Source organism: uncultured Spongiibacter sp. (assembly GCF_964011655.1).
Lineage (GTDB): Bacteria > Pseudomonadota > Gammaproteobacteria > Pseudomonadales > Spongiibacteraceae > Spongiibacter > Spongiibacter marinus.
Map to the genome: position 1 here is coordinate 1 of NZ_CAXGPO010000033.1, position 24,155 is coordinate 24,155.

Here is a 24,155-nt window from a genome sequence, read left to right on the forward strand (position 1 = left end):
CAGTCTCTCTTTGCCAACAAGCCAGCTCAGTACACTGAGCGAGGCCGAGCCAGTATTAACAGCGTATCCAGCACTAAGCAGCGACATCCAGCTTCTGGCCGATATGTTTAGCCTGCTATTTGAACTGGACGCCGTCGGCCTGCGGCTCACCCCCCTGAGCGGCAAGATGTGCCCCAAGTTCCACACCGACAACGTGGCTTGTCGGCTGGTAACCAGCTACAGCGGCCCCGGCACCCAATGGCTGCCGCACCACTGCGTAGACCGCAGCAAATTGGGCGCGGGTAGCCGCGGCCTCAGCGATGCCGATAGCGGTTTGTATCCCGCGGCAAGCGACATCAATACCTTGCAAACACACCATGTGGCCCTGCTAAAAGGCGAAAACTGGGAGGGGAACGAGGGTGCTGGCCTGGTTCACCGCTCACCCGCCGTCGCGCCGGGCCAACAGCGATTACTGTTAACTCTCGACTTTTTATAAGCCTGAACATACAGGCAAAACCCAATACCAATAGGAGCGGACAATGAAAGTAGTTTTGGGGCACTGCGCCCTGATCGGCATTTCGGGGCTGGCGCTATCCAGTGCCGCTCATGCGTTGACCGGCCAGGTCAGCGATACCCAGGGTAAACCCGTCTACGGGGCAACCATTGAAGCAGTGGGTAGCAAACAAACCGCCAGCACGTCTGCCGATGGTCGCTTCAACCTCGATACCGGCGCGGAACTGCCTGAAGAGATTCACATCAGCGCGCCTGGCTTTAGCCACCAGACACTGCACCTGGATGCCGGCAGCGACAAGCTGAGCATCACCCTGCGTCGCTCACCCATTGAGCAGGTTGATGTTGTGGGTTTGCCACTGCACATCTCGGTAATGGAATCGGCTCAGCCGGTTACCGTTGTCAGCGGCGAAGAACTTCGCCGTAAGCAGGCATCCACCCTCGGCGAAACGCTGAAAAACGAAGTGGGTGTTCACTCCAGCTACTTCGGCCCGGTATCCAGCACCCCGATTATTCGCGGCCTGAACGGCCCACGGGTGTTGATCACCCAAAACAGCCTGGATGTCAGCGATGCATCCCGGGTTGGCCCGGACCACGTTGTTGCCACCGAGGCGATGACCGCCCAGCAAATTGAAATTCTGCGCGGCCCTGCCACCCTGTTTTACGGCTCTGGCGCCATTGGCGGTGTCGTCAACATCGTCGATGATCGCGTGCCCTCGTCCAGCGAGCCCACTGGCGCATTCTCGTTTGGTCACAATACGGTCGCCGACGAAAACGAAGCGTCTCTGGCCTTTACCGGCGGCAATGAGTTCTTCGCCTTTCATGTTGATGGCTTCTGGCGCGAAGGGAACGACTACGAGATTCCCGGCATCGCTGTTCTGGAAACCGAAGAAGAGCACGAGGAAGAAGGTCACGAGGAGCACCGCGAAGGTGTACTTGAAGACAGCGCCTCAGAGAGCGAGGGCTTCAATATTGGCGGTAGCTTACTGCTGGACAGCGGCTACGTGGGTGTTTCCTATGGTCGCCTTGAGCGCCTGAATGGCGTACCCGGCCACAGTCATGGCGAGCACGAAGACGAGCACCATGACGAAGAGCACCACGACGATGAAGGCGTGCTCTCCGACCTTACACAAGATCGCTGGCAGTTGATCAGCGAACTGTCGCTGGACAACGCACTACTGAGCGGTATTAACACTCGCCTTGGTTACACCGACTACGAGCACGCTGAAATTGAAGGCGGCGAAACCGGCACTGTGTTTAAAAATGAAACGCTGCAAGCCCGCATTGATTTATTGCTGCAGGAATTTTCCGGCTGGAAAGGCGCGCTGTCATTTGAAGCAAAAAGCACTGACTTCGAAGCGATTGGCGAGGAAGCCTTTACGCCACCGAGCCGCACCGAGAGCTTTGCCATTGCGGTGATGCAAGAAAAACATGTCGGCAATTTCCTCTGGCAACTGGGTGCACGCGCCGAGAAAGTCAGCATTGAAGCCGACCCCATTGAATGGGAGGAGCACCACCACGGCGAAGAGGCAATGGAAGAAGAAGAGCATGACCACGAGTTACTGCACTTCGACGACCTCGACTTCACGCCCTACAGTGTTTCCGCTGGCGTAGTGTGGGACTTCGCACCTGACTACAACGCCGGTATCTCGCTTACCCATGCCCAGCGCGCGCCGAGTGCTGCGGAGTTGTTTTCCTACGGCCCGCACATTGCCACCGGCAATTTTGAAGTCGGCGCCCTGCTGCGCTTACACGAAGGCGACGACCCGCACTTCCACTACCTAAACGATGTGGAAGAAGAAACCTCAAACAACATTGACCTAAGCCTTCGCAAACACACCGGCAATGTCGCCTGGGTGCTGAATGTGTTCTACAACGAAGTGGATAACTTTTACTACGAGCGCAATACCGGCCTAAGCAGCGAAGATATTGAAGGCCATGAGCATGACGAGCACGACGCCGGCGCAGAGGAAGAGCACGCGCACAGCGAGCTACCCCTTTACGTATTTGAACAGGCCGATGCCACGCTGTACGGCATGGAAGCTCAGCTGGCATGGCAACTCTCGTCGCCCTTTAAACTTAGCCTGTGGGCGGACCGCACCTGGGGTGAACTCGACGACGGCGGTGACCTGCCCCGCATTCCGCCCGCGCGACTCGGCAGCCAGTTGGCTTACAGCAGCAATGGCTGGGATGCAGAGATCAGCGCCACACGTTATCTGGAACAGGATCAAGTGGCTGAGCTGGAAACCGTTACCGGCGCCTACACCATGATCGATGCGGAGCTCGCCTATACCTTTGCGGTATACCCCGGCGACGTCACTGTCTACGTAAAGGGCAGCAACCTGACTGATGAAGAAGCGCGCGTGCACTCCTCCTTCCTGAAGGATCGCGCACCACTGCCAGGCCGCGGCTTTAGCCTCGGCGTTCGGGGTAGCTTCTAAGTGAGGCCGGCGGGCTCCCGGTTAGCAACACGCGTGGCGAGATACACCGCGTATCTCGCCATTGTGGTCTGCGCCCTAGCGGGTAGCCCGCTGCATGCACAGCATCACCGTGCCCACGTTCACGGCGTGGCGGAACTGCAACTACTACAAGATGGCGAAATGCTGAGCATTGAGCTGCGCTCGCCAGCGCTGAACATCCTGGGATTTGAACACCCGGTAGAGCACGCCGATTACTTGCAGGCCGCCGAGCAAGCGCGGGCAAAGCTGTCTGACAGCGGTTCACTTTTTCGCTTAGAAGGCGGGGCTTGCCAACTCGCAACGGTGTCGATCGACATCGCGGGCTCGTCAAACGACAGCGCCCATCAGCGTCACAACGATGTTGTCGCAAGCTATGTATATCAGTGCAAGCGCGCAGGGACATTGCAGTCGCTTTCTACCAGCATCCAACGCGTCTTTCCCAGCATACATTCGCTGAACGTTCAGTGGGTACTGAATCATCGTCAGGGAGCGGCCAACATAAACCACAACCAACAACACATTGTATTTAAGTAGCCCTACCTATGATGTGGCGAGGGAATACGAAATACCTCTACCCGTGATTTTGGAGACCATGTGAAGACACCCGCTGTCAGCTTGGATAAAACGGCCATTGGCCTTTCTTTATTTTGCGCCATACATTGCCTGTTATTACCTGTAGCACTGGTAATGGCACCAACGCTGGCTGCCTCCGGTTTTGCCAGCGAAGCTTTCCACCAATGGCTACTTATCGCCGTGTTGCCGACCAGTGTGGTGGCGCTTGGCCTTGGCTGCCGCCGGCATCACAATTTCAGCACCTTGCGCTGGGGTATTCCCGGCTTGTTGATTCTTTCTTTCACCGCGCTGTGGGGCCACGACCTACTGGGCGAAACCGGGGAAAAACTGGCATCGCTTCTGGGCGCGTCACTTATAGCTGTCGGGCACTGGATAAATCATCGACTCTGCCAGCAACCGAACTGCCACTGCGAGTAAGCTGATGGAGAACCGCTATTTTCGGTCTATTGAGAACTCTGCCAAAGGCACTGAGTTTCCGCTGGACACCTTATTGGCACAGCTATCGTTTAACCGCGATGGCTTGCTGCCGGTGATCGCCCAGGATCACGTCAGCCGCGAGGTGTTGATGATGGCCTGGATGAATCGCGAGGCGTTAGAACACACCCTGGCGAGCGGCAACGTCACTTACTGGTCGCGCTCACGCGCTCAGCTTTGGCGCAAGGGCGAAACCAGTGGCAATCACCAGCGCCTGGTCAAGCTGCGCATCGATTGCGACGGAGACACCCTGCTGTGCGACGTTGAGCAAGTCGGCCCCGCCTGTCATACCGGCCGATCCAACTGTTTTTATTTATCTGTTGATCGCCACAAAAATAGCGTCACCCTCGATGGTGAGTAGGACTTTCCCGCTGCAAAAACCACTCATCAGGCTAGCAACGTATGAACACGCAATCTTGCTGCAGCACTAGTAGCTGTTGCCCCAGCCAACCCAGCCGCCGCGCCCAGCCCAAGGTTGGCCGCAACGACCCCTGCCCCTGCGGCAATGGACGTAAATTCAAAAAATGCTGCGGTCGGTCTTTGTAGCGACGGCGCGACGATAACCCGCCATAAAGGTATGTAATGAGTTCCCGCAAAGAAAAACTGAGCGCCATCCCCACGAATGTCATTACTGGCTTTCTCGGCGTGGGCAAGTCCACCGCCATTCTTCATTTGCTTCAGCAAAAACCCGCCGATGAGCGCTGGGCGGTACTGGTCAATGAATTTGGTGAAATCGGTATCGACGGCAGTGTATTAGGCGGCCGCGAGTCGGAGGACTCCGGTGTATTCATCAGCGAAGTACCCGGCGGCTGTATGTGTTGTGCAGCGGGGCTGCCCATGCAGATCGCGATGAATCGACTGCTGTCCCGCTCTCGTCCCCATCGACTCATTATCGAGCCCACCGGCCTCGGCCACCCCAAAGAGGTGTTGGCGGTGTTGTCTGCCGACCACTATAAAGACCTGCTCGATCTTCGCGCCACCGTTACCCTGGTAGATGCGCGCAAAGTCAGTGATGAGCGCTACACCCAACACCCGACATTTTTGCAGCAATTGGCGATTGCCGATGTGATTGTTGCCAACAAGGCCGACCAATACCAGGCAGAGGACTTTCCTGCCCTGCTGAGCTTTCTTGAAGCAGACATCGGACTGGACGCGAAGTCGGTCTTTCAAGTGAGCCACGGGCAATTGGCGCTTGAGTGGTTGGCAGCGCCGGCCCGCGAACATCAGCTCCCTCATCACCATCACCACCATGAAGCCGAAGCGGCGGTTATCGATCCGGAAATACCCGAGGCGGGCTATCTCAGTATCGACAATCAGGGCGAGGGCTTTTTTAGTCGCGGCTGGATATTCAAGCCAGAGTGGACCTTCAACAGTCAGCAACTTTATGACCTGCTGCTGGGTATTAACGCGGAGCGCCTAAAAGGCGTGTTTATTACTGACCGAGGTATCACCGCCTACAATAAAGCCGACGGCGTGCTAACAGAGGTTCCGCTGGATGAATGTATGGACAGCCGCGTGGAGTGCATTAGCGCCGACCCAGCCATATTTGAGGGCATGGAAGCCGCGCTGTTGAACTGCGTTATTGAGCAGGCCCCGTCAACGCTTTACTCGGTATAGGGCGCCACCCTTTCGACCTTTATCGAGTAAGCGGAGGTCGCGGTGTCGTTTTCGGTGAGGCTGGTCGTCAGCACGCCGGAGATCCAATACGGATCGTAAAGCGACTCCAGGACAAAGCCCTTGTCGTATTCGGCGTAGATAATTTGATTCGGCGGGGGCGGCGGCACGTGAATACAGGCGCCAAAATACGGGACTAAGAAAAAGCGCGTTACGTGTTTTTCTGTGGCGCCAAATTCAAGTGGCACGATAAACCCGGGCACCCGCAGTGACTGGCCATCAAACTCCGGCCGGACCCTGGTCGAGCTGAGTGCGCGCTGATAGGCGCTATCATTCGCCTGCTTAACCGCTGAATACACTTGGCTGGCAATCCGGTCTTCCTCAGAGCCGTCTTCAATCTCGTTGAGGTACTCAGGCGGGTTCAGCAGTGCATCCAGATCGTCCGCTGGCATGAGATACGTCCACTCTATGGTGCGGTAGTCCTTCGCCAGGGCGGCGTTGGGCGCCAACAAACCAGGCAGCAGCACTACCGCCGCGAGCATCTTTATCAATGTGTTTATCAAAGTAACTCCGAAGCTCAGCCCGGCGGCGCAGTGCGCCGTAACCGCAGGCCGATGTGGCGAGATATCTCACAAAAGAAATGTTATATCATAGTTTGCCAAACGATCAGAACCGGAGTCAGGCCTTGCTCGTGACGATTGACGATCTGCGTTTTCACTACCGCGCCGATCACGCCGCCATTCTTAATATTCCTCACTGGCAGCTCGCCAGCGGTGAGCAGGTGTTCCTGCACGGCCCCTCCGGTACCGGCAAATCGACCCTGCTAAACCTGATCGCCGGGGTATTATTGCCGAGTCAGGGCCGCATCGAGATACTCGGTAACAACACCGCACAGCTTAGCGGCCGGCAACGCGATACGCTGCGCGCCAAACATATCGGTGTGGTCTTTCAACAGTTTAATCTCATTCCCTTTCTTAGCGCGGCAGACAATATCAAGCTTGCCGGGCATTTCGCCAGCAACAAAAACACCACCGCCCGCGCCAAAGCATTGCTGTCCGCACTCGGCTTAGTGGAGTCCGATCAGCACCGCGCCACGGGCCGCCTGAGTATTGGTCAGCAACAACGCATTGCCATAGCGCGGGCGCTGATCAATCAGCCCGAGCTATTAATTGTGGACGAGCCCACCTCGGCGCTGGATAAAAAAAATGCCGATAAGTTTATGGGGCTATTAATGGAGCAGTTGAGCGAGGGCAATACCGCGCTGATTTTTGTCAGTCACGACCCGCGTTTGGCCAAACCCTTCGATCGTGTGGAGTCGCTGCTCGATATCAACCGCGCCGAGGTTGCACTGTAATGCTAGTACGCCTCGCCATCGCCAGTTTGTGGAATCGCAAAGGGTCAGCCCTGCTCACTCTGTTGGCCATCGCCGTTAGCGTATTCGTATTGCTAGGGGTCGAGCTGGTACGCGGCCAAGCGAAAAACAGCTTTTACAATACGGTTTCCGGCATTGACCTTATCGTGGGTGCGCGCACCGGCGACATCAACCTTCTTCTTTACTCGGTGTTTCACCTTGGCAACGCCACCAATACTATTTCCTGGGAAAGCTATCGGCAGATCGCCGACAAGCCCGAAGTGGCCTGGACCATTCCCATCGCCCTGGGCGACTCGCACAAAGGCTACCGGGTCATGGGTACCAGCAGCGACTATTTTCAGCACTTTCGCTACGGCCACAAACAGCCGCTGGCTTTTGCAAAAGGCAGTGCCTTCGCCGACACCTTCGACCTGGTGTTAGGCAGCGACGTTGCCAAAACACTGGGCTACACGCTTGGCGACGAGGTTGTTCTGGCCCACGGCCTGGGTCGCACCAGTTTCAGCAAACACAGCGACAAGCCCTTTACCGTCGTGGGCATTCTCAACGCCACCGGCACCCCCGTCGACCAAACGCTGACCGTTAGCCTCGAGGGGATCGAAGCGATTCATCTGGGCTGGCAAAACGGTGTTCAATTGCCCCGCCATCTGAGTGCACATCAATCGCCGCAGCATGTTGACCTTACCCCCGAGAGCATCACCGCCTTTATGGTAGGGCTGCAATCTAGGATGGCCACCTTCTCGCTACAGCGACAAATTAACGGCTTCCAGGCGGAGCCACTGCTGGCCATTTTGCCCGGGGTAACACTCAGTCAGCTCTGGCAGTTAATGTCGGTGATGGAAAATACCCTGCGGCTGATTTCCGCACTGGTGTTTTTTGCTGCGCTACTTGGCCTGGCGGCGATGCTGCTTGCCAGCATTCGCGAGCGCCAGCAGGAAATTGCCGTTATGCGCGCTATTGGCGCGCCGCCGTGGTTTTTGCTGCTATTAATTGAAGGCGAGGCCACGCTGATTGCGCTGAGCGGTTTTGTTTTGGCGAGCGGCGCGTTGACGGCGACTACCGCGCTCGCCGCGCCGCTACTGGCAGAGAAATTCAGTTTGTTTATCGACTATGCGCTGCTGGCAAAACCCGCCGCGATCGTATTGGCGCTACTACTAGTAAGCACCGTCGTTATTGCGCTGATTCCCGGCATCAGTGCCTATCGCCGCGCCCTGCACCAGCAGCTGTGCCGCTAGGGTAGCTTACGCCGCAGACTATTACAGGATTCGCCCATGATCGACTATGAGCCCAGTCACCTCGAGCTACTCTTCTGGCAAACCCTGTCGCTCATTGCGGCGGCGTGCCTTTTTACACCCCTCATGAAAAAGCTAGGCCTGGGCACCATTCTCGGTTATCTGCTCGCAGGCATCGTGGTAAATCTCGCTTATGCTGGCAATTTTTCTGAGCACCCGGAAGAGCTGCTGCATTTTTCTGAGTTTGGTGTCGTACTCTTCCTATTCGTCATTGGTTTAGAGCTCAAGCCACAAACACTGTGGCAAATGCGCAGCGATATTTTTGGCCTCGGCCTCGCTCAAATGTTGGGATGCGGGGCACTATTGGCCACTGCTGCGGCACTGTTCGGCATCGCTCCCAGCGCTGCGCTCATAGTCGGGCTAGGGCTAGCGCTATCATCGACCGCCATCGTGATGACACAACTTGATGAGCGCCGCGAACGCAACACCCTCCACGGCCGCAAGTCTTTTAGTATTCTGCTTTTTCAAGACCTGGCCATTGTGCCTTTACTCCTATTGGCGACGCTTCTCGCGCCCACCGATGAATCTCTCAGCCTTGCCGACAGCGCGACAAATGTAGGAGTCGCGCTAGTGGCAATTATCCTGCTGATTTTGGCTGGCCGTTATTTACTGAGCCCAATGTTCAGCTTGCTATCCAAGTCGGGCGTTCCAGAAATTATGACCGCTACGGCGCTCGGCATTGTCATCGCTGCAGCCCTACTTATGGATGTAGCGGGTATGTCCTATGCGATGGGTAGCTTTATCGCCGGCGTCATGTTGGCGGAGTCCTCCTATCGCCACGAAATCGAGGCCGATATTGAGCCGTTTCGCGGTCTGTTTTTGGGTTTGTTTTTTATGGCAGTAGGGCTATCCCTGGATATTCAAACCATCCTGGATAACGCGCTAATTATTGTCGCCGCAGCGCCCTTGGCAATGACGCTAAAAGCGATAGCTCTTTATACGATAACGCGCTTGTTTGGTAACGAGCACAACACCTCAGTGCGAACGGCTCTGGGCTTGTCGCAACACGGTGAATTCGGCTTCGTGTTATTCGCTGCAGCCGCGGGGACAGGCCTGCTTGGCGCGGAACTAACATCGATTCTTATCAGTATTATTTCTGTATCAATGGCGCTGTCTGGACTGACAGATAAATTACTACCGCGAATGCTTCGCCACCAGAAAGGCAGTGACCCCGAAGAGGATTACTCCGATGCCGTTGGTAGTATCCTGGTTATCGGGTTTGGGCGCTTTGGTCAGATAGTGTCGCAACCGCTATTTGCCAACGGCCTTCAGGTCATTACTCTTGATAATGATACTCGCCGTATTGAAGACGCCCAACGCTTTGGTTTTCGAGTGCATTTCGGCGATGGCAGCCGCAGAGAAATTCTTCGGGCAGCGGGCATAGCGAACGTAAAAGCCGTTGTTGTCGCCACCGACGACCCTCAGTGCAATAGCCGCATAGTGGAACTAGTAAAAAAGGAGAACCCAGAGGCGCAGATCTATGTGCGCTCCTATGATCGTCTGCACTCCATCGAGTTGAACGCGTTGAAAGCTGACTTCAGTGTGCGCGAGTGCTTTGAGTCAGCACTGGCTCTTAGTCGACAAACGCTGATTGGTATGGGCACCGACGAAACCCTCGCCAACCGAATTATCACCGACATACGACACCTAGACTTGGATCGACTCCGACAGCAAGTGGAGGACGGCATTATGGCGGGAAGCGACAAGCTGCATATTAAACCGGTGCAGCCAGAGCCGCTGAAACTGGACTGAACGATACACCGGCAACGAATTTCGCTGACAGGTCGTTGGCAGTGGTGGCAACTAGCGTGAAGTTCGAGGGCCAGCAAATCAGAACGCTTTGATAGGTGGCCTTCGAAAACAGCTGATCTTTACAGCTGCGGAATGATCTTTGAGAACTTGCTGATCATCGGCATAACAATTTCGGGCTTGTTCCAGTTTTCCATGCCCACACCGATGTTCACGCGGCTGATGCCCATATCGCGATAGCGCTTGAGCAGGTCGACGCTAAGCTCGCCCATGGCCACCATGGTGATGTCTATTTGATCGGGGTCGCGACCGTTGTCACGCACGGCTTGGCGAAATTGGGCAATACCCTCACCGACATCGGGCATCACTACATCCACCGGCATCCAGCCATCGGCCCATTCGGCAGCGTGTTTAATGCCCAGCGGCCCCATCGCACCGAACAGAAACTTCGGACCGCCCGCCTGCACGGGCTTGGGCTCAAACCACACGGGATCGAAGTCGATCATGTCGCCGTGAAATTCCGGCGCAGGGTCGCGAAACAAGGCGCGTGTCGCTTGAACGGTTTCGCGCAAGCCGCTGTAGCGTTTTTTCCAGGGCAGTGAGGTGGCGTTGGTAAATTCCTCTTCATTCCAACCAACCCCGGTGCCAATAATCACACGGCCACCCGACAACCTATCCAGGGTGGCGATGGTTTTGGCCTGAGAGAGCAATTCGCGCTCCATAAGCAAGGCGATGCCAGTACCCAGCTTTAGCGTTGTAGTCGCTGAAGCGGCTTCCATTAAGGAAATATAGGGGTCCATCATTTCTTTATAGGGTTCGGGCAACTCACCCCCGGGCGGATAGGGTGTTTTCCGCGACATGGGAATATGACTGTGCTCGCCATACCAAAGTGAGTCAAAGCCGGCATCTTCCACAATGCGCGCCAGCTCCGCTGGGCGTTGGTCGTGCACGGTGTTCATTGAGGTAAAGCCTAGTTGCATCGCAATTCTCCATTATTATTTGGCGCAGCTATTATTGAGCTCAGCTAGTTAGCTCGGCTATGGGCGGCCATTCCTGATCTGCTTACGGCACTGTATTTTCGATGGTGAAGACCGTCAAACCTTTAACGTCCGCGCAGCGCCTAAATACGCTCGGGGCGCAGATTTTTAAACTGCCACCGCGGCGATGCACGCGCGCGTTTCACCCAGGCATAAAAAAGCCGCCCGTAGGCGGCGAAGGGTGATGGGTGGGAGATTAGTAGCGGTAAATCAGGTCGAGGCCGTAGCTGCGTGGCTCGCCCCACAATACCGAGCGGTCGGATTGCGGCTGATTGTCGATGGCAGTAATCGCGTACTCCTCGTCGGTGAGGTTTTTACCCCAAGCTGCAACACTGAGGTTGCCACCCGCAAAGGGCATGTCGCTCACACCGAAGCGCGCATTCCACACACCGTAGGCTTCCAGGCGCGTGTTTTTCACATTTTCTGCCCGCGAGCCGCCGTTGCGCTCATCCATGTAGTTGTAGCTCAGGTTCAACGAGGTACGGCCCCAGTCGGCATCGGCCAGCGTCCAATCCGCCGCTGCGGTATAGGACTGCTCCGGCGCGGCAAAGAACACAAATTCGTCGCTGACATCCTTGCCAGACACGTCTTCAGCTTTAGTCACCTCGGCATCCAGGTAGGCGTAGTTGAGCATCAGCAGCAGATTGCGCGTTGCCATGAAGGTAATATCAGCCTCAAAGCCCTGCATTTCCGCTTCACCCGCGTTGGTGATTTTGGTGTCCGCCACGGTGCCCGCCAGAATAAAGTTCAGCTGCATATCGCTGTACACACTGCGGAAGATGTCGGCGTTGATCCGCAGGCGGCGATCCATCAGCTCGCTCTTAATACCCAGCTCCATGGAGCGCACTTTTTCTTCATCAAAGCCTTCAGCAAAACCAAAGCCGTAATCCACGCCATCACTGGCCGGCCCCTGGTTACCGTCGCGCTGTGGGTCACGAGTGTTAAAGCCGCCGCTCTTATAGGCCTCGTTGATTTTGCCGTAGATATTCACGGTGTCGCTCAGGTCATACTCGGCCACAAAGCTGAAGGAGTTATCAGTGAAATCCTTCTCCGCTTTTACGTTGTCGAACTGACGAGATGGGTCGGTTTGGTCAATAGTGCCCCAGGGCAAATCCATTACCAGGCCGTATAGCTCGACAATATTCAGGTCGGTCTGGTTCTTAACGGCCGCGCGCTTGTCACGGGAGTGGCGCGCACCGAAGGTCAGGTGCAAGCGATCTTCCATGATGGCCGGTGTCCAGGTGGCCTGGCCAAACAACGCCAGCGCTTCGTTGTCGATCTTGTAATGCTGCGACAGCAAGTTAACCGCATGCGTACGGAAAGGCACACCGGGCACACGCGCATCAGCGCTGAGCTGGTGGTGAAGAGGTGAGTTATCCTCAATGGCCGACTCGCTAAAGTAATAAGCGCCGGTCAAAAACTCTACACGGCCATCGGCCGCATCGCCGCTAAATTGCAGCTCGTGGGAGCGCTGGCGCTGGGTAACCAGCGGTTTTACCAGATCAGTTGGGCCACCGTTTACTTTATCGGTTGCCTGGCCATCGTAGCCGTGGCTGTCCAAACGGAATTCCGTAGAACCCGCACCGCCACCCAAGTCAGCGTAGGAGGAGTCACTCAGCTCGCGGTAGGCCCCGATATACTTAAACTCGCCAGCGTCAAAGTTCGCCGTCAGCGTAATGGCATGGCCGGTAATTTCAGTATTGGATTCTTCCAGCGGCATACCGGTTGCCAGCGAGTCCAACCGTTTCTTACTGAATACGCTTTGCTCAGCGGCGTGTTCTTTAATCGGCTCGGCCTGCCCCTTATTACCCAGAGGCGGTGTCACCGACTGATACATGGAGTTGTAGTAATCCAGCTCGGAGTGGTCGTAGGCGTAGTCCAGAGTCAGACTGTCGTTGATATCCCAGCGCACATCCATGCGGTAGCCTTGGACTTCGCGATCGCCAAAATCGCCACCCGGCCCGGTGTTTTCCACAAAGCCATCTTGCTCGGTATGCAGGAAGGCCAGCTTCGCTGCTAGGGTATCGGTGATCGGAATATTGGCAGAGGTTTTCGAGGTAAGCAGGTAGCGGTCGCCCACTGTGAATTTTTGCTCGAATTCGAAGGCTTCAGTATTTGGTCGCTTGCTAACCAGATTGATGGCGCCACCGGTCGTGTTTCGGCCATAGAGTGTGCCCTGTGGGCCACGCAAAATCTCGATGCGCTCCAGGTCGGCAACGTCCAACGCGGTGCCTGTAGAACGGGCGATGTACACACCGTCCATGTAGATGCCCACCGGCGGGTCTTGGGTGATTTGCGCGTCGGAAATACCAATACCACGGATGAAAATACGCAGGGTCGCATTGTTAATGGGGAAGGGTTCAATACTCATGCTCGGCACATTGGCACCGATATCAGCAAGGCTGTTGATGCCCTTATTTTCCAGTGCTTGTTGGCCAAACGCAGTCAGCGAAATGGGCGCGTCTTGCAGTGACTCCGCTTTTTTCTGCGCGGTGACAACAACCTCTTCCAATGCGTAACGCTGGGTGTCGCCGGGTTGTGCCATGGCCATTGGCGCAGCCAGCAATGCCACTAGCGACAGCCACCCCTTATCATTTTCGTTAGATTTCACTTTCACTCTCCCTGCCAGTATTTTGTCAGTGGGTTGTTAAACTTCTAATTTTTATGGATTTTTGCTTTTTCAGCGGCGCACAAGTTAATAATCCGTAACCCCTAATGGGATACGTAGTTACCGCAGCGATAATAAAAATGCTGAGTAATAGCAGGCGCTAAAAATCGTGAACTAGTGCGAAATGGTTGGCTTTTATCACGAAAAATCGGGTTACTAACCTGTAACCGAGTCGCACTCCGCAATAAGAAAACACTTCAGTTAAGGCGAATTCATTAAAAAATATTTTTGCTCAGCTTCGACTGGTTCAACTATTCAACTCTCATTTACCCCTCCCTGAACCAAAACCTAATGCCAAAAGCTGGCAGGCTATATTTCCAAAACTATATATATGGAAATTCATATATATTGCTGATAGCATATTAATCACGTCATTTCTCAGCTTGAGATCACCATGAAAGTACTCTTTCTGTGCACGGGCAATTCCGTGCGCTCGCAAATGGCCGAAGCGGTGCTTCGCCACCAGGCAGTCGAAGGCATAGAGGTCTTTAGTGCTGGCACTGCGCCGCAGGCCATCGACCCGAGAACCCTATCCGCCCTCGCCGACGCCGGGGTGTCCACGGCTGGGCTGTCGTCAAAGCCAGTGGAGAACTTCGCCGATCAGCATTTTGACTATGTCATTACGCTCTGCGACAAGGCGCACAATGCCTGTCAGCAGTGGCCAGGTGCTGGTGTTGTCATGGCGTGGGATTTTCCAGACCCGAAAGCCAGCGACCAACCCCAGGCCTTCGCTCACACCCTGCAGGAGATCAGCGAACGCATTCGGCTGTTTTTATTGGTGAATAGCAAAACGGTTAGCACACCGCCGCTCAGCCCTGTGGACTTTTTTAAGGCCTTGGCGGATGACACCCGATTGCTGTCAATGCTGTTAATTACCGAGCGCGGCGAGCTCTGCGTGTGCGACCTGATGGAAGCACTTAACGAGTCGCAACCCAAGATCTCCCGCCATCTCGCACAGCTGCGAAAGCGCGGCATTCTTCAGGACCGTCGGCAGGGGCAGTGGGTGTACTACCAACTTCACCCGGCGCTACCTGAGTGGGCTCACGACATACTCAAGGTCACCCTTAGCAACAATGCCAACTACCTAAAAAGCCGCCTGGAAGAGCTGTCTTCCCAGTGCTAATTGTCACGAGGCTACTATGAAGATTTTATATATCTGCACCCACAACCGCTGTCGCAGCATCCTCTCCGAGGCGATCACTCGCCACCTTGCCAGCGACCTTATCGAGGCGCGCAGTGCCGGCAGCCAGCCCGCTGGTGAAGTGCACCCCACCTCACTAAAAGCCCTGCGCGCCGCCGGCATTGATACCAGCGGCCTACAAAGCCAGTCCTGGAACGAGCTGGAGAGCTTTACCCCCGACCTGGTGGTTACCGTTTGCGATTCGGCCGCTGGCGAGTCCTGCCCGTTGTGGTTCGGCAAGGCACTGAAAGTGCACTGGGGCCTGGAAGACCCGTCGAAACTGACCGGCACAGAGGAAGAGATCGACGCGGCATTCCGCGCCAGCATCGCGCTGATCAGTGAGCGTGTCGCGGCGTTAAAAACCATTGCCACCCTCGACAAATCTGAATGGGCTGCCGCGCTGGCAGACCTGGGAGCAAAGTAATGAGTCTTGATGATATGTCTCTGCCCAATGTGGATGACAGCCAGTTCGCCAGCCCGAGCACAGCGCAATTTAACGCGAACTATTCCGGCCACAAACCGCGCTTTCTTCTGCTGTATGGCTCACTGCGCGAGCGCTCCTTTAGCCGCTTAGTGGTCGAAGAATGCGCGCGACTGCTTAGCCATATGGGCGGCGAAGTGCGTATCTTCAACCCCGAGGGCCTGCCACTGCCTGACGGCGCCGACGAGAATCATCCCAAGGTAAAAGAATTGCGTGAACTGGCCATCTGGTCAGAGGGCCAGGTGTGGTGCTCTCCCGAACGCCACGGCGCGATGACCGGCATTATGAAGGCGCAGATCGACTGGATTCCCCTGTCGCAGGGCGCAGTGCGCCCCACCCAAGGTAAAACCCTGGCGGTGATGCAGGTGGAAGGTGGCTCTCAGTCTTTTAATGTGGTGAATCAACTGCGGGTGCTGGGCCGCTGGATGCGGATGATCACCATCCCCAACCAGTCGTCGGTGGCCAAGGCCTTTCTTGAGTTCGACGACAATAACCGCATGAAGCCCTCCAGCTATTACAACCGCATTGTGGATGTCATGGAGGAACTGATGAAGTTCACCCTGCTCACCCGCGATAACAGCGACTACCTGGTCGACCGCTATTCCGAGCGCGTGGAAAGCGCCGAAAAATTAATGGAACGCGTTAACCAACGCTCTATTTAAGGCGCAATTAAGCTGTAATAAAGAGAGACAAACCATGGGACTTTTTGAGCGCTATCTTTCGCTTTGGGTTGGGCTGTGTATCGCCGCCGGTGTTGTACTGGGCAATACCATCCCCGGGGTATTTGCACAGGTTGCCGCCCTGGAGCTTGCCCACGTTAACGTGGTGGTGGCGGTGCTGATCTGGCTGATGATCTATCCGATGATGATTCAGATCGACTTCGCCTCGCTAAAAGATGTGGGTAAAAAACCCAAGGGGCTGCTGCTAACACTCACCATTAACTGGCTTATCAAGCCCTTTACCATGGCCATGCTGGGCTGGCTGTTCTTCAAGGTGATATTCGCCGACTGGGTAGACCCACAATCTGCTGGCGAGTATATCGCCGGGATGATTTTACTCGGCGTTGCGCCCTGCACCGCGATGGTATTTGTCTGGAGCCAGCTCACAAAAGGGGATGCCAACTACACTCTGGTGCAGGTGTCGATCAACGACATTATTATGATCTTCGCTTTCGCGCCGATTACTGCGTTTTTACTTGGCATTAGCGATATTCAAGTGCCCTGGGAAACGCTGCTGCTTTCGGTGGTGCTGTATGTGGTACTGCCGCTGATTGCCGGCGCCATTACCCGTCACCGCCTGGACAGCGCTAACGACCACAGCCGCCTGAATAACTTTGTTGCCACACTGAAACCCTGGTCAATTATCGGCTTGCTGGCAACCGTGGTGCTGCTGTTTGGTTTTCAGGCAGAAACCATTATCGCCAAACCTATGGTGATCGCGTTAATCGCTGTTCCCCTGCTCATACAAACCTACGGCATCTTTGCCATCGCCTACTTTGCCGCCAAGCAATTAAAGTTGCCGCACAATGTCGCCGCCCCCGCCTGCATGATTGGCACCTCCAACTTTTTCGAGTTGGCAGTGGCCGTGGCGATCTCGCTGTTTGGCCTGCATTCCGGTGCCGCCCTTGCCACAGTGGTTGGGGTGTTAGTAGAAGTGCCAGTAATGCTGTCGCTAGTGTGGTTTGCGAATCGCACCCGCCACTGGTTTGCGCACTAAGACGACGCGCCTAGCTTGCTGAAAAAGCGTGTTGGGGAAACTGAACGGAGAGAAGTAAGCGTGGAATTCACCGGCGGCTATTGCAGCCGCCGGTGTTGAAAGGCTTATACGCGCTCGAAGATAACCGCGATACCCTGACCACCACCAATACACATGGTGACCAGCGCATATTTACCGCCAGTGCGCTGCAGTTCGTAGATCGCCTTAGTAGCGATGAACGCGCCAGAACAACCTACTGGGTGACCCAGTGCAATGGCACCACCGTTGGGGTTGGTTTTGCTCAAATCCAGATCCAGACCTTTCGCCACTGCCAGGGCTTGTGATGCAAAGGCTTCGTTGGATTCGATCACGTCCATATCTGCAATCGACAAACCAGCCTTGGCCAGCGCTTTAGTCGATGCCGGAATCGGACCTTCACCCATAATATGGTTGGGCACACCCGCTACCGCGTAAGACACCATACGCGCGATGGGCTTCTGACCCGCTTTCTCAGCAGCCTGTGCAGAGGCCAGTACCATAAAGGCAGCGCCGTCATTCAGACCAGAGGCATTACCAGCGGTTACGGTGCCATCCTTTTTAAAGGCGGGGCGCAGTTTCGCCAGCGTGTCGACGGTGGTGCCGGGCTTCACGTGCTCGTCGGTATCGAATACCACTTCACCCTTGCGGGTTTTCAGCGTCACCGGCGCGATTTGCTCTTTGAAGTAACCCGCTTCAATGGCAGCGGCAGCGCGGCGGTGAGACTCGGCGGCAAAGGCGTCTTGCTCTTCGCGGCTGATCTCCCATTTGTCTGCCAGGTTTTCAGCGGTAATACCCATGTGGCCCACGCCGAAGGGGTCGGTCAACGCCGAGGTCATCGCGTCGAGCATTTCCACATTGCCCATGCGCGCACCGTTGCGCATGGTGGGTGACAAGTAAGCGCTGCGCGACATGACTTCCACACCACCGCCAATACCGTAGTCGCAATCGCCCAACATAATGTTTTGAGCAGTGGTGACAATGGCTTGCAGGCCCGAGCTACACAGGCGGTTTACACCCATCGCCACGGAATCCATCGGCAGGCCAGCCTGAATTGACGCCACACGCGCCACGTAGGCATAGCGAGAGTCAGTGGGAATACAGTTACCCACTGTCACGTAGTTAATGTTTTGAGGATCAACAGAAGAGCGATCAATGGCCGCCTTCATAATCTGGCCACCCAACTCATGGGGCTCGATACCGCTCAGGCCGCCACCGTAAGTCCCAATGCCCGAACGGGCCGCGCTCAATACAACAACATCTTGGGTCATGAAATTCTCTCCTGTTTAGTCAACGGTAGCGTACAGGCCCCACCAGCACTGCGCCAGGGCGTCGCAAGGTAGGCGCTACTATAACGAGTACCGACATCAATACAATAAACAGAGGAAATCCCTACCATTTATTGTATTTATCTAGCTGTGATAAATACGGCCTACCAGCGCCAAGGCCGCTCAGAAAAACAACAACTTAGGCAATGAGCCAAATGCTATTTATCCACACTTTTTTGTAAGGGCAGAAAAAGGGCATCCACCGCTTTTGAATAAAACGCCCTGAATAGTATTAGGGTAAAGAGTAAAAATCCCACCTCTGGCTTACCCACACTGAAAAAGTAAGCGCAGAGCAACGCCAGAACCAGTGATAGCGCCACCGTAAAAAACCTCCCCACTTCCACCCCGGCCTGACAGCGTGGACAGCGATGTAAGACGCCCACTTTAAAGTCTTGCGGGGCGATGCACGTCTCTTTGCAATGTGGGCATCTTCTTTTCATAGCGGCCTGTAAAACACCTAGTGAATATAAAAAAGCGGTGTGGCTCCAACCAACAGCGCGGCCGGGTCGCCGCGCCATGAGCTCCGCTAAGGGCGCTTACTCCACCGTTACCGACTTGGCGAGGTTTCTCGGCTGATCGACATCGGTGCCTTTTAAAATCGCCACGTGGTAGCTCAGCAGTTGCAGGGGGATGGTGTACAAAATCGGTGCGACGATATCGCTGACATGAGGCAGCTCAATAATCTGCAAGCCGGGCTCGGGGCTAAAGCCAGCGGCTTTGTCGGCGAATACGAAGAGCTGTCCGCCGCGCGCCTGCACTTCTTGAAGATTGGATTTCAGCTTTTCCAGCAGCTCGTCATTGGGGGCCACAGCGATAACCGGCATGTCGCTGTCCACCAGCGCCAGCGGACCGTGTTTAAGCTCGCCAGCGGGATAACTTTCGGCGTGGATGTAGGAAATTTCCTTCAGCTTAAGCGCACCTTCCATCGCCACCGGCCACTGCGCACCGCGCCCCAGGAATAAGGCGTGGTGCTTGTCGGCAAAGGCTTCTGACATTTGCTGGATCGCTGCATCCAGGGTCAGGGTTTCGTCCAGTCGAGCGGGCAGTTGGTGCAAGGCGGCAACAATGCTTTGCTCTTCCTCTTCGGTGAGGTCGTGGTGGCGACCCAGCGCCACAGTAAGCAGCAACAGTGCCACCAGCTGGGTGGTGAAGGCCTTGGTCGATGCCACACCGATTTCCGGACCGGCCTCGGTCATTAAATAGAGATCGGACTCGCGCACCAGCGAGCTGAGCGCCACATTACAGATGGTGAGGCTGGCGCTGTAACCAAGGGTTTTGGCCAGCCGCAGGGCGGCCAGCGTATCGGCCGTTTCACCGGACTGGCTGATGGTGACGAACAGGGTGTTTTCCTGCACTTTGAATTTGCGGTAGCGAAACTCGCTGGCAACTTCGACCCGGCAGGGCACACCGGCGATGCCTTCGATCCAATACTTGGCGACCATGCCTGCGTGATAGCTGGTACCACAGGCCACAATCTGCACCGAGGACACCGACTGTAAAATGTCGTTCGCGCGCGGCCCCATTGCCTCGGCCAGCACTTTTTTGCTGCCCAGTCGCCCAGCCAGTGAGCGCTGAATAACCGTGGGCTGCTCGTAGATTTCCTTGAGCATATAGTGGCGATAATGGCCCTTGTCGGCGGATTCCGCGGCGGCATCGATCTGGCTGACGTCGCGGGTAACGGGCTCCAGCTCGGCATTCCAAATGCGGTAGTGACCAGCGGTCACTTCGGCAATATCGCCCTCTTCCAGATACACAAAGCGATCGGTCACCTGGCGCAGCGCCAGTTGGTCAGAGGCGATAAAGTTCTCGCCAATACCCATACCAATCACCAGCGGGCTGCCCTTGCGCGCACACACCAGTTTGTCGGGTTGGTCGGCGTGGATAACCGCCAGACCATAGGCACCCTCCAACTCTGTTACCGCCAGCTTGACCGCGCCGAGCAGGTCGCGCTGCTGTTGGTAATAGTGGTGGACCAAATGAACGATGGTTTCCGTGTCGGTGGCCGATAAAAAGGTATAGCCCAGCGCTTTGAGTTTGCTGCGCAGCGCTTCGTGGTTTTCGATAATGCCGTTGTGTACCAGCGACAGCTTGCCGGAATTGTGGGGGTGGGCATTGGCTTCCGAGGGTTCACCGTGGGTGGCCCAGCGGGTGTGAGCAATGCCAGTGTGGCCCGGCAGCGGCTGCTCGCCCAGCGCCTGTGCCAGCGCCTCGACTTTACCCACACGCTTGCGGCAGTCGTTGTCGCCATTGGCTGAAATAACCGCCATACCGGCTGAGTCGTAACCCCGGTATTCCAGGCGACGCAAGCCCTCTAGCAGAATTCCAGCAACTTCTCGTTGGGCAACAGCACCGACGATTCCACACATATTTGAGCCCTAATAAATAGTAGCGATCAGGATGTTTTAACGGGCCGCTTCCAGCCCTTGATATTGCGTTGGCGGCCACGGGCAACGCCCAGTTCGCCGTCGGCGACATTTCCGGTGATGGTTGAGCCCGCCGCCACCGTCGCGCCCTCGCCCACCGACACCGGCGCGACCAGCGCGGTATTGGAGCCAACAAAGGCGCCATCGCCAATCTCGGTGCGCGACTTGTTCACTCCATCATAGTTGCAGGTAATGGTTCCCGCACCAATATTTACGCCCGCGCCAAGGCTGGCATCGCCAACATAGCTAAGGTGATTGATTTTGCTGCCCTCGCCCACCTGCGCGTTTTTGGTTTCCACAAAATTGCCAATGCGCGCTGCATCGGCCAGCACAGTGCCAGGGCGCAAACGCGCAAAGGGGCCAATGGTGCACTGCTGACCGACCACCGCATCTTCTAACACCGAGTTGGCCTTGATGACCGTACCCGCCGCCACGCGACTGTTGCTGATCACACAGTTTGGGCCGATCTCGACGCCATCACCCAGCGTGACCTCGCCCTCAAATACGCAGTTCACATCAATGCTGACATCCTGACCAATGGTCAGCGTGCCGCGCACATCAATACGCTGGGCGTCGGCCAGAGTCGCGCCATCGGTCATTAACTGCTCGGCGATCAAACGCTGGTACTGGCGCTCCAGCGCATTGAGTTGCAGGCGATTGTTCACGCCCTCCACTTCCCACAGCGCCTCGGGCTGAGCCACGTCAACGGCAACTCCCGCCGCCACCGCCATGGCAATAATATCTGTTAGGTAGTACTCGCCTTGCGCATTGTCGGCCGACAGCGCGGGCAGCCACTCCCGCAAGTACCTGGCTGAAAGAGCCATCATGCCGGTGTTCACTTCCCGAACGGCCAATTGCTCGGGGCTGGCATCTTTTTGCTCAACAATGGCCTGCACCGCACCGTCGGTATTGCGAATAATGCGGCCATAACCAGTGGGGTCGTCCAGCGTGGCGGTGAGCAACACCAACGTGTCGCGGCAGCGGGCAACCATGGCCTGCAAGGTTTCGGGGCGCACCAGCGGCACGTCGCCGTAGGTAATCAGCACCGTGGCATCCTCGGCTACCTCGGCCAAGCCCTGAGCCACCGCGTGACCCGTGCCCTTCTGCTCCGCCTGCAAGGCCCACTGTAAGTTGGGGTGCGAAACCCCGGCCTTCACCTGCTCGGCGCCGTGTCCCACCACCACATGAATAGCGGCCGGATCAGTTTGCGCAGCCGCATCAATGGCGTGCTGCAACATCGGCTTACCCGCCAATGGGTGCAACACTTTGGGTAAGGCCGAACGCATACGAGTACCCTGACCCGCTGCAAGGATAATGACTTCTAAAGACACCGATGATCCCTTCAATACCGTGGCGACAGGAGAATGGTAACGAATGCCGCCCACCGCGACCAGCGCGGTGAACGTAAGTACTTGCTATAAATGGAAAAGCTCAGTGAAGCAACACGCAGCGACTACACAAATCGGCCACCCACCAGCTGACGGTCATGGCAGCGCGACAAGCAAACCAGTGACGTGATGGCACCGACCAACGCCAGTGCCATATCCGATTGGGTGTCCCACTCATAGCCTTGAGTGCCAAGGAAGGCTTCCGCGCCTTCACCGCTTAGCTCGGCCACCCACCATTCGATAAGTTCGTAGAAGGCGCTAAACGCGAGGCAGATAGCCACCACAAACAGTGCCAACCAGCGGCTGCCGTTCACCGCCTTTTTGCGAATAAGAATTTCCCGCGCCAAGACAGCGGGCACAAAACCCTGAAAGAAGTGGCCAATTTTGTCGTAGTTATTGCGCTCGCTGCCAAACCAACCATCAAAGCCGGGCACTTCGGCATAGGTGTAGTGGCCGCCGACCATCAGTACCACGCAATGCAATAAAATCAGGGTATAGAGCAGCGGCGTGAGCGGAAACTGCCGGTACGTTGCCGCCATAACAACGAAACCAATAACCGCGGGCGCGACTTCCAACAGCCAGGTAAAGGGGTCGTGGGGCCCAATACCCGACCACAGCAACACCGCCGTAAACACCACAATCCAGATAGCTTTAATGGCCTTGCTCCTCACATTTACGGGGTGCGTTAGTTACGTCAACGCTTCAGCGCGGCGAACCAGGCCGCGAGTCATACCCTGAAAGCCGCGCGCCAAGTGCTTGCCCAATAGCAGGCGCACCAGCGGCGACAAGGCGCCGCGCAGGATAAACACCGATTCATAGCGGCAGCTGTCGTCGTCCAACGCTGTTAGGCGGTGCTGGCGCGAACTGGCCAGCAAACCCAGCGGCAATTGAATGCCGTACTCCAGGTATTCGGCCGCCGTGTTTGCACGGATGGTTTCGGTTTGCGAAATACAGCGCGAGGGCAGCAGTTGTACCTGCATAACAATAGGCTCGCCCACAACAAAGCTGGATTCGCAGGCCACGATAAACGGATTCCACTCGGCGTAGTGGGCGGTATCGAGTAGAACCTGCCAGACTTTTTCGGCTGGGGCCGCCACGGTTTCGGTAAAGCGAATTTCAAACATATTGCTGCCCTGGTTAACGACTACTCGGCCGCCACGGTGCACACATACACTGAATTGGTGGACTCGGTATTTTGAAAGGGGTTGTAAAACGACACCACATGGGACGCCACGCTAGCGAATACGCTGCCTAGCAGCGCTTCAAATTCAGCGTCGGGCAGATTTTGCGACCACATGGCAAACACGCCACCGGGCTTGAGCTGGCTAGCCATTAGGGAGAGGTTTTGCGTGGTATAAAAACCGGCGTTGGCCGCGTTGAGAAACTCCGACGGCGAGTGATCGATATCCAATAATATGGCGTCGAAACGCTTTCCGGGTACCGCCGGGTCAAAGCCAAGTTCGGGCTGGGTGGCCAGCTCAAAAAAGCTGCCCAGCACATAGCGGTTGCGGCTATCGGCGTTGAGAATTTTACCCAGCGGCACTTTTTCGTCGCGGTGCCAGCCGATCACCGTGTCCAGCGCCTCCACGATAAACAACTCATCAATGCGCGCGTCTTCCAGGGCTTTAACGGCGGTGTAACCAAGGCCCAGGCCGCCCACCACCACGCTGAGATTTTCGCCCTGCACTGCGGCTAAGCCCAGGGTCGACAGGGCTTCCTCGGCATCGTAAAACATGCTCGACATCAGAAACTCGTCGCCCAGTTTTACCTCGTAAATATCGCGCTCACCCAGTGCGGGAATGCGCCGCCGACGCAGGGAAATTTCACCCAGGGCGGAGTCCTGGCTGTCGATTTCTTCAAACATTAGCGACACGGTGATGCTTCCTTATTCAGTCTGTTG

23 protein-coding genes and 1 pseudogene are annotated in these 24,155 nt (G+C 56.1%); 15 read left to right on the forward strand and 9 right to left on the reverse strand.

Annotated features, from left to right (window positions below):
• From ABNS66_RS12920 to ABNS66_RS12950, 7 genes are all read left to right on the forward strand, one after another.
• Positions 1–475: DUF1826 domain-containing protein (locus ABNS66_RS12920; protein WP_348655346.1), on the forward strand; the 475-nt coding region annotated here is incomplete at its 5' end.
• Positions 476–518: 43 nt separating this feature from the next.
• Positions 519–2,930 (forward strand): TonB-dependent receptor, encoded by a 2,412-nt coding sequence (locus tag ABNS66_RS12925; protein WP_286838175.1) that lies wholly within the window; start codon positions 519–521, stop codon positions 2,928–2,930.
• 33 nt (positions 2,931–2,963) lie between these two features.
• On the forward strand, positions 2,964–3,482 hold the full coding sequence (locus ABNS66_RS12930; RefSeq protein WP_286838178.1) for a DUF2796 domain-containing protein: 519 nt from the start codon (positions 2,964–2,966) through the stop codon (positions 3,480–3,482).
• 60 nt (positions 3,483–3,542) lie between these two features.
• Positions 3,543–3,938, forward strand: a complete 396-nt coding sequence (locus ABNS66_RS12935) for a MerC domain-containing protein (protein WP_286838180.1) — start codon at positions 3,543–3,545, stop codon at positions 3,936–3,938.
• 4 nt (positions 3,939–3,942) lie between these two features.
• Positions 3,943–4,356 carry a phosphoribosyl-AMP cyclohydrolase gene (gene hisI / locus ABNS66_RS12940; RefSeq protein WP_286838182.1) on the forward strand — a complete coding sequence of 138 codons (414 nt, stop codon included), beginning with the start codon at positions 3,943–3,945 and terminating at the stop codon, positions 4,354–4,356.
• Positions 4,357–4,397: 41 nt separating this feature from the next.
• The gene (locus ABNS66_RS12945; RefSeq protein WP_286838185.1) at positions 4,398–4,541 is read left to right on the forward strand and encodes an SEC-C metal-binding domain-containing protein; all 144 of its coding nucleotides are present in this window, start codon (positions 4,398–4,400) and stop codon (positions 4,539–4,541) included.
• Positions 4,542–4,577: 36 nt separating this feature from the next.
• The gene (locus ABNS66_RS12950; RefSeq protein ID WP_286838188.1) at positions 4,578–5,612 is read left to right on the forward strand and encodes a GTP-binding protein; all 1,035 of its coding nucleotides are present in this window, start codon (positions 4,578–4,580) and stop codon (positions 5,610–5,612) included.
• Here ABNS66_RS12950 and ABNS66_RS12955 read toward each other — a convergent pair.
• Positions 5,600–6,172, reverse strand: coding sequence for a DUF3299 domain-containing protein (locus ABNS66_RS12955; protein WP_286838189.1), 573 nt, complete (start codon positions 6,170–6,172; stop codon positions 5,600–5,602). The two genes, ABNS66_RS12950 and ABNS66_RS12955, sit on opposite strands and share 13 nt — an antisense overlap.
• Before the next feature lie 128 nt (positions 6,173–6,300).
• Between ABNS66_RS12955 and ABNS66_RS12960 the strand changes: the two genes are divergently transcribed.
• From ABNS66_RS12960 to ABNS66_RS12970, 3 genes are read left to right on the forward strand one after another with little or no spacing between them, the layout of a single operon-like run.
• Positions 6,301–6,963 carry an ABC transporter ATP-binding protein gene (locus ABNS66_RS12960; RefSeq protein WP_286838192.1) on the forward strand — a complete coding sequence of 221 codons (663 nt, stop codon included), beginning with the start codon at positions 6,301–6,303 and terminating at the stop codon, positions 6,961–6,963.
• Complete coding sequence (locus ABNS66_RS12965) at positions 6,963–8,213, forward strand: ABC transporter permease (protein WP_286838193.1); 1,251 nt, start codon at positions 6,963–6,965, stop codon at positions 8,211–8,213. The genes ABNS66_RS12960 and ABNS66_RS12965 overlap by 1 nt, the downstream gene beginning before the upstream one ends.
• Before the next feature lie 36 nt (positions 8,214–8,249).
• Positions 8,250–10,022, forward strand: coding sequence for a monovalent cation:proton antiporter-2 (CPA2) family protein (locus tag ABNS66_RS12970; protein ID WP_286838195.1), 1,773 nt, complete (start codon positions 8,250–8,252; stop codon positions 10,020–10,022).
• 119 nt (positions 10,023–10,141) lie between these two features.
• On the opposite strand, the gene ABNS66_RS12975 is transcribed toward ABNS66_RS12970, so the two are convergent.
• Together ABNS66_RS12975 and ABNS66_RS12980 are read right to left on the reverse strand one after the other, a co-directional pair.
• Positions 10,142–10,999 carry a TIGR03619 family F420-dependent LLM class oxidoreductase gene (locus ABNS66_RS12975; protein ID WP_204994955.1) on the reverse strand — a complete coding sequence of 286 codons (858 nt, stop codon included), beginning with the start codon at positions 10,997–10,999 and terminating at the stop codon, positions 10,142–10,144.
• Positions 11,000–11,252: 253 nt separating this feature from the next.
• Positions 11,253–13,667 (reverse strand): TonB-dependent receptor, encoded by a 2,415-nt coding sequence (locus tag ABNS66_RS12980; protein WP_286838197.1) that lies wholly within the window; start codon positions 13,665–13,667, stop codon positions 11,253–11,255.
• A gap of 451 nt (positions 13,668–14,118) precedes the next feature.
• Between ABNS66_RS12980 and ABNS66_RS12985 the strand changes: the two are divergent.
• The 5 genes and pseudogenes from ABNS66_RS12985 to arsB all read left to right on the forward strand — a co-directional run.
• Positions 14,119–14,484 (forward strand): annotated as a pseudogene (locus ABNS66_RS12985) (arsenate reductase ArsC); the annotation flags it as partial.
• Positions 14,485–14,502: 18 nt separating this feature from the next.
• Positions 14,503–14,847 carry a metalloregulator ArsR/SmtB family transcription factor gene (locus ABNS66_RS12990; RefSeq protein WP_286695643.1) on the forward strand — a complete coding sequence of 115 codons (345 nt, stop codon included), beginning with the start codon at positions 14,503–14,505 and terminating at the stop codon, positions 14,845–14,847.
• Between the two features lie 16 nt (positions 14,848–14,863).
• Positions 14,864–15,328 carry an arsenate reductase ArsC gene (locus tag ABNS66_RS12995; RefSeq protein WP_286838199.1) on the forward strand — a complete coding sequence of 155 codons (465 nt, stop codon included), beginning with the start codon at positions 14,864–14,866 and terminating at the stop codon, positions 15,326–15,328.
• A complete protein-coding gene (arsH, locus tag ABNS66_RS13000; RefSeq protein ID WP_286695345.1) occupies positions 15,328–16,047 on the forward strand; it encodes an arsenical resistance protein ArsH in 720 nt (239 codons plus the stop codon). The genes ABNS66_RS12995 and arsH overlap by 1 nt, the downstream gene beginning before the upstream one ends.
• Positions 16,048–16,081: 34 nt before the next feature.
• The gene (arsB, locus tag ABNS66_RS13005) at positions 16,082–17,101 is read left to right on the forward strand and encodes an ACR3 family arsenite efflux transporter (protein WP_286838200.1); all 1,020 of its coding nucleotides are present in this window, start codon (positions 16,082–16,084) and stop codon (positions 17,099–17,101) included.
• A gap of 104 nt (positions 17,102–17,205) precedes the next feature.
• Here the strand turns inward: arsB and ABNS66_RS13010 are convergent, their stop codons facing one another.
• The 6 genes from ABNS66_RS13010 to ABNS66_RS13035 all read right to left on the reverse strand — a co-directional run bounded on the left by ABNS66_RS13010 (position 17,206) and on the right by ABNS66_RS13035 (position 24,119).
• Positions 17,206–18,387, reverse strand: a complete 1,182-nt coding sequence (locus ABNS66_RS13010; RefSeq protein WP_286838202.1) for an acetyl-CoA C-acyltransferase family protein — start codon at positions 18,385–18,387, stop codon at positions 17,206–17,208.
• A gap of 593 nt (positions 18,388–18,980) precedes the next feature.
• Positions 18,981–20,810 carry a glutamine--fructose-6-phosphate transaminase (isomerizing) gene (glmS, locus tag ABNS66_RS13015; protein ID WP_286838203.1) on the reverse strand — a complete coding sequence of 610 codons (1,830 nt, stop codon included), beginning with the start codon at positions 20,808–20,810 and terminating at the stop codon, positions 18,981–18,983.
• Between the two features lie 26 nt (positions 20,811–20,836).
• Positions 20,837–22,198 carry a bifunctional UDP-N-acetylglucosamine diphosphorylase/glucosamine-1-phosphate N-acetyltransferase GlmU gene (glmU, locus tag ABNS66_RS13020; RefSeq protein ID WP_286838204.1) on the reverse strand — a complete coding sequence of 454 codons (1,362 nt, stop codon included), beginning with the start codon at positions 22,196–22,198 and terminating at the stop codon, positions 20,837–20,839.
• 122 nt (positions 22,199–22,320) lie between these two features.
• Positions 22,321–22,926 (reverse strand): DUF2238 domain-containing protein, encoded by a 606-nt coding sequence (locus tag ABNS66_RS13025; RefSeq protein WP_286838206.1) that lies wholly within the window; start codon positions 22,924–22,926, stop codon positions 22,321–22,323.
• An 18-nt stretch (positions 22,927–22,944) separates the two neighbouring features.
• Positions 22,945–23,379: an SRPBCC domain-containing protein gene (locus ABNS66_RS13030; protein WP_286838208.1), complete on the reverse strand. Its 435-nt coding sequence runs from the start codon at positions 23,377–23,379 to the stop codon at positions 22,945–22,947.
• 20 nt (positions 23,380–23,399) lie between these two features.
• Positions 23,400–24,119, reverse strand: coding sequence for a spermidine synthase (locus tag ABNS66_RS13035; protein WP_239547532.1), 720 nt, complete (start codon positions 24,117–24,119; stop codon positions 23,400–23,402).
• Positions 24,120–24,155: the final 36 nt, after the last annotated feature.